This window comes from Tamlana sedimenti (assembly GCF_038148895.1).
Taxonomy (GTDB): Bacteria; Bacteroidota; Bacteroidia; order Flavobacteriales; family Flavobacteriaceae; genus Tamlana.
In genome coordinates, this window is record NZ_JBBVGQ010000001.1 from 113,072 (window position 1) to 126,179 (window position 13,108).

General features: G+C 35.2%; 6 protein-coding genes. All 6 read right to left on the reverse strand.

The window, feature by feature from the left end; genetic code table 11:
- Window positions 1–44: 44 nt before the first annotated feature.
- Window positions 45–3,005 carry a glycosyl hydrolase 115 family protein gene (locus WJN01_RS00510; protein WP_445195216.1) on the reverse strand — a complete coding sequence of 987 codons (2,961 nt, stop codon included), beginning with the start codon at window positions 3,003–3,005 and terminating at the stop codon, window positions 45–47.
- Window positions 3,006–3,029: 24 nt separating this feature from the next.
- A complete protein-coding gene (locus tag WJN01_RS00515) occupies window positions 3,030–4,172 on the reverse strand; it encodes an acyltransferase family protein (RefSeq protein ID WP_445195217.1) in 1,143 nt (380 codons plus the stop codon).
- Window positions 4,173–4,307: 135 nt separating this feature from the next.
- Window positions 4,308–5,402: a phosphatidylinositol-specific phospholipase C1-like protein gene (locus WJN01_RS00520; RefSeq protein ID WP_445195218.1), complete on the reverse strand. Its 1,095-nt coding sequence runs from the start codon at window positions 5,400–5,402 to the stop codon at window positions 4,308–4,310.
- A gap of 30 nt (window positions 5,403–5,432) precedes the next feature.
- Complete coding sequence (lacZ, locus tag WJN01_RS00525) at window positions 5,433–8,696, reverse strand: beta-galactosidase, LacZ type (RefSeq protein WP_445195219.1); 3,264 nt, start codon at window positions 8,694–8,696, stop codon at window positions 5,433–5,435.
- A gap of 72 nt (window positions 8,697–8,768) precedes the next feature.
- Window positions 8,769–10,565: a hypothetical protein gene (locus tag WJN01_RS00530; protein WP_445195220.1), complete on the reverse strand. Its 1,797-nt coding sequence runs from the start codon at window positions 10,563–10,565 to the stop codon at window positions 8,769–8,771.
- 53 nt (window positions 10,566–10,618) lie between these two features.
- Complete coding sequence (locus WJN01_RS00535) at window positions 10,619–12,946, reverse strand: GH92 family glycosyl hydrolase (protein WP_445195221.1); 2,328 nt, start codon at window positions 12,944–12,946, stop codon at window positions 10,619–10,621.
- Window positions 12,947–13,108: the final 162 nt, after the last annotated feature.

Consider the following 13,108-nt stretch of genomic DNA (forward strand, 5'->3'; position numbering starts at 1 on the left):
GAAAAACAAGTGGGATTATAAATAATGTTATCTTAATGGACAATCTATTCAATTCTGTTCATTTTTGTTTCTTGGGGAAATGCATAAGATGATTTCCAACCCCCTAAATCTATTAAAATTTGGTCTACCATTACTCCAGGGTCCACCATCCAAATCTTTAAAGTATGCATACCTGCTTTATTAACAATCTGCTTTACCGATCGCACTGCAGCATTTTTCATTACATTTTGCATCCATGGCCCACTTCTTCCAAAAGTTTGAAAATCAACAATTACTGGTTTAGCATCATCTATGGCAACAGCGCATCGCACCCCTCTATCATTATTAAATGCATGCGTTGGTATGGCTTGCAAATTAACATCTGCTTCACCAAAATTAAATGTATAAAAATCATAGGTTAAAACTGGGCTGTTTTTAATTATCTCAGGAATTAAAACTTGAGATTTTGCGTCTCTAGGCAAAGCCACAACAACGTTGCCTGTATACCCTAAATTTTCAAAAGAAGCCCAAATGGCTTCTGTCCCATCTTGCTTTTGGGTAAAATTTTCAGCATTTATGGACACAAATCCCTTGTCTTCAACAAACCCATTAAAATTCTTTAAATCCTCTAAGTTAGGGTTAAAGGCTGATACTCCTACACTGTAAACACTATTTTCAGATATAAATTCTATTGTTGAGTTCACTTTGAAACCAGGAGGAATCAATTGATAATCATGTCCAAGAGGCGCTTCTTTAATATTTTTCCCCTTGGGAACTTTATCCCAATCTAATGTTACCCATATTCTTTCTTCTGGCATACTTGTATGCAATGTTCCAGAACTTTTAGACATCTTAATCCAGTCGGCTTTAGGTACAGCATTCCAATTTAAGCTTGCTTCACCTTTTAAAAACACATCTATAAAATATGTGTTTTTGGTATACGCATTGAAAACTGGCAAAACGTCTGCAAAAGAATTTATGGTCTTATCGTTCAATTCCATCTCATAGCCTTCCAAAGCTAGTCCCAATGAAGCCTTTGATTGAGGCTGCGCTAATTCAAAAGTGGGTTGAGAAAAGACAGGTAAATACCGAGGCGACCAGTTCATGATATGGTTCCATTTGCCTTTCTGCAAAGTCTTGTTGTAATAATTAGTTTCCGAAATAATTCGGTTGAATGATTCTTGCATTTTTTTTGCATAATACGAAGAGCTTGCTCTTCCTTGGAGCGCCACAAATTGGTTTTTATAGGCATACAACCATTTATGGTTTAAACTAGCGGCTCCAATTACTGGATAATAGACCAATTGATAAAATGCATCTTTTCTAAAATCAGGTATTTCCTTTTTTATATTATTCACAGAATCTATTAAGTCTTGGTAAGCCTTAATACGTTGTGAAACCTCATCTCCATAATTAAATTGTGTAAGTTCTGTTGATTTGGCCTTTGTTACAGGCTCCACTTGACTCCACGCCATAAATTCTGGTCTTCTTTTAAAAGCCAAATCATCGTAATGTCCCATAAGATTTGCTATTCTCTCAGCATTTTTTGAACCAAATTCCCTATTTGCCCAGTCTGTTCTATGTTGAATTACATCTTTACTTTTTTGAAACTTGGATATATTCCAAGCCATATCCAAAAACAACTCTATATTGTATTCATGAGGCTTGATATCGCCACAATTTAAAATCCAGATGTTACGCGACTGAAATTCAAAGGCCTTTGACATTTCTTCCCACATGAGCATGGAATTTGTTGAGTTTAACCACAAATAGTCATGTGGCCTTCCCCAATATGAGGTATGGTAATAAACACCAGCGCCTCCACTACGTTTTTGTTCTTTGGGATTACTTAGCTGCCGTACATATCCATAATTGTCATCTGTCCAAACTAAAGTAATATCCTCAGGCAATTCCAATCCGCTTTGATAATAATGGAGCACTTCTTTGTAGGGCACAAAAGCTTGCGGTTTAATTTCTCCTTCTTTAGAGTTTTCCTTTAAAATTTCCCTTTGGTCTGTAATGACTCGCTCCAGCAATTTTACTTGAGATTCGGTATCATCCTCACCTACAATCATTGGAGAATCGTGCTCACCTCTCATTCCAACGGTATAGATTCCTTCGTAATTTGCAGTTTCTTTGGCTCTTTTTTCAAATAGATTTTTAATTGTTTTAGAATTGGTATCATAACGATATTCTCCCATAGTATCATGATTCCATTCTACATTGATATTGCTCAACATTGGCTCTGCATGCGAGCTGCCAACTACAATGGCATAGTCATCAGCCACTTGCTTGTTTTTTGGGAACGAATAAAAGGCCTTTGTGGATTTATGCATAGCAGGCCAAATAGTGTTTCCGCGTAATCGTAGCAACAACTCGAAAATTTTGGCATAGGTTTTTGGTCCGATATCTCCTGTATCAGGCTCATAAGTTAAGGCCGCCCATCTTTGCAACCCCCAATCTTCATCATTTAAAAATATGCCCCTATATTTTACGGAAGGTTCTCCAAAAACCTCTCGATTAAAAAAAAGGCTAATGCTGTCTTGTTTTTCTGGAGTTACGTCTGCCCACCACTCCCATGGAGACACGCCTATTTTCCTGGATAATTCTAAAGCCCCAAAAGCGGCACCTCTTCTATCTGAACCAACAACCACAAGCGCTTTATCAACCCCTTCGAAAGGTTTATTTACAATTTGAATTTGGTAGCTCTCCCATTTCCCCTCTATGTCAGAGACATCTATCTTTCCGCTAGAAACAAGCTTATTCACCCATTTGCTTTGACCAATTGTACCAAGTATAATAACATGCTCCTCATTGGGTTGGCTTTCAACCTTTAGTGTTTTGTTGCTTACCTTAAAAACGTCTTCAGCAAACATTTGAGCACTAATGCTCACTACTTTTGCTTCCTGAGGGTCTATTACTACAGTTGGCATCTGTTTACTGGACGCTATGGCAAAACTATCTTGGGAATAACCCCTATTAAATATACCTATAGCACATACCAGAATAATACTCCAATACTTCATTGTGAATTTTATTTATGTCTTACTCTAAACCTTAATATATATATGTTTTTTATCCAACAACCAGCCTAAGGACCAACATACAAGTACAAACATAATGGCTGTTACCAATGCTCCTAAACTTCCATGAAATATTTGTTGAAATACACGCTCACTAATCCATTCAAAAGCATCCATACCTGAACCGACAGGAATTAATCTTAGTGAGATGTAAAATAATTCTGAAAACAGATATATAAACAAAGAATTCTTTCCAAATATGCTAAAAAAGTTTACTCCCAGAGTTTGCTTTTTCATTTCAATGAAATAAACCAACACGGCCAAAACGGACAGGTTTGTCCCAACCGTATACAACACAAATGAACTGGTCCAGAGTTTTTTGCTTATTGGAAAAATTAAATCCCACCAAAGAGCAAAAGTCACCATTAAAAAACCAACAATCAATAATTTTGAAATACCCTCAAAGGTCATTCCTTTTTTTTGAATAAATGTCCCAGCTAAATATCCAAAAACAACATTAATTACTGCAGGAAAACTGCTTAGAATCCCTTCAGGATCAAACGGAATGGCGTCCTTTTTATAAATACGGCCTTCGCCCAAAACTGCTAAATCTAAACGCGTAATTGCATTGGTTGCCATACCTAATTCATTGCCATTTTGTCCAAATAAATAAAGAATTCCCCAATATAAAAACAATATTGTAATTGATATTACAATCACCATTTTCTCTTTAAAATAGTAAACGAATACGGAAGCTAAAAAATAACAAATAGCAATGCGCTGCAGAACGCCCATCACCCGAGTTTCTGAAACAGGTATCAATTCCAACCCTCCATCGATTTGGTATCTAAAAAATGGAAACCAATACATTAAATAGCCCAACAAAAAAATTACTATAGTGCGTTTAATTATTTTCTTCCAAAATAGATTTACCGAAGAACTTTTAAATTTTACCATAGAAAAACTCATTGCATTTCCCATTGCAAATAAAAAAGATGGAAAAACCAAATCGGCTAGGGTAAAGCCAAACCAATCGGCATGCACCAAATAAGGGTACATTTCCGCCCCAGTGCCTGGCGTGTTGACCAAAATCATCAAGCAAATGGTTAAACCTCTAAATACATCCAGAGACAAAAACCGATTTGACTTATTTATAATTTGATTTGACATGCTAATAATTATGCTTAAAGGTTTTTACTGGAAACTTAGTTTTAATTTAGACAAACCGAATATATCTAAATTTAGAACGGCTATTATTAAAACAGTGAAATGTGACATGATAAAGCATTTAATTTGTTCAAATAATTATTTTATCCTTTCGAAACCACCCCCATTGAAACTCACTCTGTAACTTGATTTGAACAACTTTGATGGCAGGTAATAATCTGTGGATATTACTTGTGCTCCTGATAATTTTGCCTTCTCAAATCTTTCGTAACTATCCAATCTGGCCTCATTTGTCCCTTCATCTGCCCTAGTTCTTACCATATAGCCTTTAGAAACAAGTTGCTTGATATAATCAAAATGTTCAATAGGGTTATTTATGATCCTAAAGGCTGAATTGTTTGTACCCTCCTTTGTGTTTACAAACATTACAACGTCCTTTTTGTTTGAATGCCCTTTTAAATATCTATTGATTTTTTCTTCATTTTCATCAAGTACAAATAAAAACTTTCCTTTTACGCTATTTAAATTTGGCCAACCATTGGTTAAAATAGCCTCTTCCAGAGTTTTATAATCGCCTTGCACAAAATTTGGAGTAATCAATTCTTGATAACTAAAAATAGAAAGAATTTCTCGATCAATACTCACAAGGGCTTCTTCAGAAAACACAAAAGGCTTTTTCAGATCTTCAATCATTTTGTCCTTTGCATTAATGAGAACAATTATAGGTGTATGATTTTTGCTTTTATTAGACCATGATTTCAATGCTTTTAAACAATCCTTGAATAACAGATAATGACTTCTGAAATCTATATCTTGAATATGAAATAATTTTAACCCAGAATTTTTCAATTTGTGTTCCTCATCAAATGCTGAGACATCCTTACCTAGGGACCTGACTATGTCCAAACCTTTGGGGTTAGTGAAATGCCCTCCAATGGAATCATAAAAAACATCCAATTCTAAATTTCTTAAGCCAAGGTTTAATTGCTCTTCAATAGGAATATGTTCGTATTGCAAAGATTTGGCCATTACCGAATCTCTTTGATAGAGATAATTCCATAAAGGTTTTTCAATCGCAATTTTATACGAATTATGGCTTCCAATAACTTGAACATCATTAAGTTTTATACCATGTTCTTGATAACATGAAACCATAAAAATCCAAAACCCTATGAACCATAATGAAAATACTCCTGCTTTGCCCTTAGAATTTGGATGTTTTGTAAAAATCATATTTTATCTCTGGCTTGATTACCCTTATAATTAAAAATTGAGATTCAATCTTTTATATGAACCGTTATTTGTTGGAGCTAAATAGAAAGAATAACTATAGGTTCCCGGTTTAATTTTATATTTCTCATGCGGCTCTGCTTTAAACGACCATGTATTGTCTCCTCCAACACCCATTTGAATTAAATCTATATTAACCGTCAAAACTTCTCTGTCCTGTAATTCATGGGTATGCGTAGCTTCATCTATATTTGCCGTGCCATAAGGCCAAACACTAAAATTAATGAGGTCAATCCCTTTAACAAACAATCCGTTTCCTTTACCATTTAATAAAGTAAACCACCTCGTATCCATATGGTTTCCATATTCTTGGGGTACAGCATAGATATAATCCATATCATGTGCATTTCCAGAATACAAGCCAACAAAGGCCCCTGTTTTTCTATCTTGATAATTGGCCTGTGGGCCTTTACCAAAGTAGCTCACTTTTTCAAAAGCACTAGAAACATCAAACTGCATTCCTATTTTTGGAACATCAGGGGCATCTTTATCTATTGTTGCATTATAATCTATTTTCACATATCCATTTCCCAAAACCGAGTACCTAAGATTCACTATAGTCTTTGGACTTTCTATGATACCAGAAACTTTAACTATAACCTTTGTTTTATCTGAATTATCAAAATCAATAGAAGAAAGTTTAAAATTGTCTCCTGCCTTTTTCCATGCCAACTCATTAGTTTTTCCTATTGAGCGCCTGTATGCCTTATCATTTTCTGTTTCTGGACGCCAAAAATTTAGTTTTAGGGGGCTGGACATTAATTGAATTCCGTTTACCACATATGTATTAATGAATCCTGTACTTTTATCGACTGTAAGGCTTAATCTTTTATTTTTTACAACAATTGTGGCATCCGTATTTTCTAGAAATACCATATCTTTACTTTTGGTTAAGTGAATTTCTTCATCTGAATTAAAATCTAAAGCAAATTGTTCTTCAAAAACCAAATAGCCTTCTTTTTCCCATAGCATATCCTCCTTTAACAATCCTTTGATGTTGACAAAATACTCATAGCCCGCTTTGGGTTTAACATTTTTACAAGGCACTATAATTTTTTCAGTATTGTCGGGCTTAGTTTTTAAACTTGGTAACACCCCTGATTGAATTATTTGTCCATTTTCTGTTAACTCCCACACTAATTTGTATCTTGATAAATCAGAAACATGATGACGATTTTTAATTTCAAAAATTCCATGTTCAGCATCAATTTCAGAGATTATCACAGGCTGGTTTACTTTCTTTGCCTCATAAATCTCTGGTTTAAGTGTTTTATCTGCTGCAATTATACCATTTAAGCAAAAACTCGCATCGTTTGGCTTGTCACCAAAATCACCTCCATAAGCAATATAGGATTTTCCGTCATGCGTAGTTTGCAGTAATCCTTGGTCCATAAAATCCCATATAAATCCCCCTAAGGCTCTGTCGTGCTTGTAAATAACATCCCAATATTCTTGATAGTTCCCTAAAGAATTGCCCATGGCATGTGCATATTCACACATTAAAACAGGACGCTTATCAAAATTCGTGTCTTTAATTAAAGCATCCAGCTGTTCTGGTTGTGGATACATTCGACTAAGCATATCCACCCAGTCCGGGTCGGTTGGATTCCCTCGATCGGATGGCCAAAAATACTTTATATATCTTGGGTCTTCAGGAAGACCTTGCGCACCCTCGTAGTGCACAAAACGAGTAGGATCCATTTCTTTAATCCAACCAGACATCGCGGCATGGTTTGGGCCCATTCCCGATTCATTTCCCAATGACCAAATGACAATACTTGGGTGATTTTTATCACGCTCAACCATTCGCACTCCCCGCTCCAAAAAAGCTTGGGCCCAAACAGGATCTTGAGATAGTTTTCCCCCTAATCCATGAGTTTCTAAATTGGCTTCGTCAATTACATATAAACCATATTCATCACATAAATCGTAAAAATAAGGGTCATTTGGATAATGAGAAGTTCTAACAGCATTAAAATTGAACTTCTTCATAATTTGCACCTCCTCTTCCATATCAACCCTAGACACGACTTTACCGTTAAGCATATTATGATCATGACGGTTGACCCCAATCAATTTCACAACACTTCCATTCACAAGAAATCTTCCTCTATCATCTATTTTTAAATCTCGAAATCCTGTATTGATGCTCGTGGCCTGCACCATGACACCATTGACATCCTTTAATGAAAGTAACAAAGTGTATAGATAAGGTTCATCTGACGACCATTTTTGTGGATTTTCAACCTCCATTTCCATAATTCCAAAATGAACTTGGTCTCTAGCTGGATGAGACTCAGCTAAAAAAACATCTAATTTTAAAGTTTTGGAAGGGACTACCAAATGGCCTTCAGCATCTAACAATTGTGCCGTTAAAGTCCAATTATCCGCAAACGTCTGTAAAGGAGTAGTGCTAAAATGCCCCACTTTTTCAACAAACTTATCCTCAAGGTTGATAACAAACTCTGGTCTGATTTGCAAAACCGCATCTTGATGAGACGCATCTAGTTTTGTTCTAACGGTAAAATCAGACATTCTTACTTTAGGTAATGCCTGCAAATAAACCTCTCTTTCTATTCCACTTAAACGCCATGTATCCTGGTCTTCTAAATAACTGCCATCACACCACCTATATACTTTTACAGCTATTTTATTAGTTCCTGTTTCCACATACGGAGTAATATCAAATTCAGAAGGCAATCTAGTATCTTCACTATATCCTACAAATTTTCCATTAATCCAAACAAAAAAAGCTGATGAAACTCCGCCGAAATGCAAAATGATGTCTTTATCTGCCCATGATTCATCAATATTGAAATTCTTAATATAATGCCCGACCGGGTTATCACTTTGATTAATGAAAGGATAGTTGTTAAAAAAAGGATAATTTATGTTAGTATAAATAGGCTTTCCATAACCCCTAATTTCCCAATTTGACGGCACATCGATTACTTTCCAATTAGATGCATCAAAACTTGGCTCATGAAAAGTGTTCAATGAAACTTCTGGCCTCGGCACCCAATAAAATTGCCAATCTCCATTTAAACTTTTATAATTTTTCGAGGATTCCCTTATATTTTCTTTAGCCAATGCTTCACTCTCATATGAATAGAAGTTGGCATGAGCGGGCAATCTGTTTATTTGATTAATTAAAGGATTCTCCCATACATTACTTTGGGAGGTTAGAACCAAAGTAAAGAAGAAACAAATAATTAATTGTACACCTTTCTTTTTCATTATCAAGTTTATTTTAACAATAACAAGGATGAAGTTTTTAATTAGCCAATAAATAATTGAAATTATTCAAAATCAGCTAATGGTCATTTTATGCTGAAACGGCGTAAAACCAGTAATGTATACATGCACTCCATCCGTTCTTAAGCTTCCTTGGTGATATGTGTATTCTTCACTATCCAATAAATCCACATTTGTATGCTCAGTCTTTCCTGGCCCAATTTTAATAGAATCTGAGCCCATTTTCAATTCACCAAAGCCAGATTTTAATAAATAATTACCGTTTACATCCTTTTCTCCTCCTGTAAATTGGCTTCCTTCTTTGAAACACATTTCTATAGTAACTTCAACATTGGGTGGGCCATCAACGTTAAATTCTAGATCCAAGACCCCACCATGCTCCTTGATTTCAATAATTACATTCTGTTCTTTAACATTGCTTTTGGTGCGCGACCCAAAATTCATTTTATTCCAAAACCTTCCATCCAAAGATGGCGACAATTCATAATCTCCGTCCTCCTTTCGGTATTCTAATGCTAAGGGCTGGTAGTAATCGGCCACCTTAGTTTCCTTTAACACATATTTGTTTCCATCTTTTGTAATACCCTCGCTACTAAAGTATCCCATCCTGAAAAACGACGTGGAAAGACGCATATATTTTAATATAGCCTCTCCTTTTCTGTACATTAAAAAATTTGGATTTGAAGACCTACCAGAAACAATCATTACAGGTTTGTCATTACCACCAAAAAGAGTAATAGACTTATTTCCCCTACGTATTCTGGCTAAATTTGACAGCGTAAAAAACTTTTCAAAATCGTTTACAATTTCAGCATCAACAGTTATTTGCTCCTTAAGAGCTTCATTTTCCATAAAGAATGCCAAGTCCTTTGAAAGAATGGTGCCTTTAAAATCCGGCAGGTTTTCTATAACCTTAACCATGTAAGCAAACATTGGATTTTCAGTAAGTATTGCCATATAACGATACTGCATATAAAACTTAGTAATGGTTAAATCCATAAATTGATCTTGTCTTCGAGATTCAACCGAAATCATATCGCCATTTGTCTCAGTATGGTAATAATAGGTTATTAGGTTTTTGTTTACATTATCTAATAGCTCTGGTCTATTTAATAACCGTGCCATGGTAATAAAGGCCTTGTTGATTACTGCGGAATATACTCCACTGCGTTCAGAATAATGTCCATCTTTATTTAAATAAATACCCTCTGCCAACCATTCATCAATCCTATGAACATATTTTTCATTTGGATAAAGCGAATTAATATTTGCCAGGGCAGCACAAACAACCCACCTATGGTTTGGGGTATGTACACCTCCAGTAACCATAGCCTCACCGGCATTTACAATAAACTTTTTTAACTTGTCTCTTAGAACATGAAACTTCTTCAAGTTCTTCGAATTCAATATAGTTGCCGCAGCACACATATATTCCAAAACAAATGCCGTATCTGGAGGTGATTGCCTATTTCCTCCAGCATCTAGAGTTCCGTCATCATATTGTACATTCAACATACCATTCAAGTAGTCGTCTATCTTTTCCTCCAAAAGTTTCGATTTATAGTACTTGGAAGCACCATGGCCAATTGCGGCCGACATTATTGATATATGGCCCGCTAAAAATCGAAAATTACTGAGTTTGTCGATTCCTTCAAGTGCATTTCCATTAAGTATTTTTTCAGCTTCCAAATCATTATACAATAATAGCTTTTCCATCAACACGGAATCCATTTTAGTTGATTTGTCAGTAAACGGAATTCCACCCGCAAACGCCAAATCGCTAGTGAAAGCACTCAATAATGTTAAACCTCCCAATTTAATGAATTCTGCGCGACTTACTTTATTTTCCATAATCCTTAACCTCGTTGGTCTGATTTAAATATAACTCTTAATTTATAATTTAATTAATTCGTTGTGTCTTTATGTTTTTTCATTTTTAATTCTAAAACACCTCCAGACACAATGTCTTTATGACTGATTTTAAATGATTTCAATGGGTTATCGTTTAATTTTATATCATCAACAAAAACATTGTCTTCATTATTATTAAAACAAATAATTTCGAAAGATTCTCCTGGGTAGTATTTTTTATTCAGCTGAATGATAATCTTATCAAAAACAGGACTTCCAATCTGGTAATTCGGGTTTTCTTCTGTTCCTCCATTCATTTGAAATAACCCTATTTTCATTAGTACGGCTAAACTTCCCATAAGTCCTTGATCCTCATCTCCGTTGTATCCCGTATTAGGGCTTAGACCTGAAAAAACTTGTTTCACAATTTTTCTCGACCAATACTGCGTTAAATCTGGTCTTCCTAATTCTTCAAAAATGAACGCAGTTTGTATTGAAGGCTGGTTACCATAATTAATAGGAATCCTGCTAAACTCTGGATGCAGTTCCGCGGCATGTGAATCTCCGGAGCTAAACCTTAAATTTTCAGCTTCAACAAACTGCGCATTTAATTTATTCACACTTTTTGCTGCCCCACCCATTAAATCTGCCAAACCAACAATATCATGAGGCACAAACCAAGTTACCTGAGCTGCATTTGCCTCTATAAATCCATGCTGGTATTGGTAGGGATCAAAATTTTTATACCATTTTCCATCAACATCCTTAGGACGCATCCAACCAGTAACAGCATCGTAAATATGTCGATAATTTTCAGATCTTTTTGTGAAATATTTATAATCTTCATCGTTGCCTAATTTCTTTGCCAATTGAGCTAAAGTCCAATCTTGATAAGCGTACTCCAAAGTCAAGCTTGCTCCATCTTGATGGCTACCATATTGTCCATCGGGGTTTGGATAAGGCACAAAACCTTTTTCCAAATAGTACTTAAGGCCACCACCTTTTTCCGTATCGTGTTCATAACCAGCCTTCTCCATAATTCCACCAGGCATATGGTTAGTTTTTAAAGCTTTATAAAACAAATCTAAATTGCTATCCAATATACCTTTTTGAAAAGCACTTACTACAAATGGTGTTGATGAAGCGCCTGTCATAACATAAGTGTAATTACCTCCTGAGGGTCCCCTAGGCATAAGCCCCCCATCTTTGTAATATTGCAACAATGAATACGAAAACTCTTCCATTATTTCTGGGTAAACCAATCCCCAAAGCGTATTTAATGTCCATTGAGCTCCCCAAAATGAATCTGAATTATAATGGTTAAACATTAGCTCTCCTCGACTGTTTAAAGGTAGCTGACCCACCTTAAATCGTTCTCCTGTATTATCAGGATATTCGCCATTTGCATCATTAATAATCCTTCTTCCTTGTAATGAATGCCATAAATCTGTATAAAACCTCCTTTGTTCTTTTTCTGTACCTCCTTTAATTTTTATTCTACCTAGCAATTCATTCCATTCCTCTTTAGAATCCATTACTACTTTGTTGAAGTCCCAATGAGGCAATTCCTTTATAATATTATTTTCCGCATTTTGAATCGAGGTATATGAAATACCCGCTTTTAAAAGAACTGCTTGATTTACAGGTTCGAGAAGAACTAAGTAATTACCTGTTTTGCTATCCTTTTCAATTGATTGTATTGGTACATTTAACTCTATTTTAAAATAAATTGTCAAAGGTTTTGGTCGCCTATGCGTCGGGGTTGCAACTAATTTACCCTCCAATGAAGTTCTCCCAGTTTGCTCCAAGACTCCTTCAGCATTATCACAAGGCCCTAACATGGTATTTAAATTGAAGAGTATACCTGAATCTTTATTTTTTGGAAAACCGTATTTATGAAATCCGACCCTTTTGGTGCTAGTCAACTCAACATCAATACCGTATCTTTCTAAACCAACCGAATGATAACCTGGCTTTACAACTTCTTTGTCGTGAGAAAACGAAGAGTAGAAGTCTGTAAAAATAGAGTTACTATTTTCTTGATTAATTATTACTGGCATAATTGATAAACCAGACATTTGCCATGCATGAATATGACTGAAGCCTTTAATTGTGTCTGTTTTAAACCTATAACCACTATCCCAAGCTCCATTAATTTCAGTATCTGGGCTAAGGTTTACCATCCCAAATGGCCTGCTTGCTGAAGAAAAGAAAAACCATCTAGAATTATTTGTGTCTGAAATCGGATAAACCTTTTCAACAAAATCAATTCTCTGCTCGTATTCATTAACAAGTTCATTTTTATCCCGACAAGAAAAAAAATGAATTGCAATCACCAGTAAAGCAATTGTTTTAACAGAAATAGTTTTGTTCAAGCTCATTTTGAATTAAAACGATGTGATTAAAAATCTTAACTCCATAAAATACTTTATTCCAAGACATAAAAATATAAGCAGGATTATTCTCCTGCCTATATCAAACTAAAATTTAATTAAACTAAATAAATACTAAACATATAATCTTTGCTGAATATTATCTTTTTT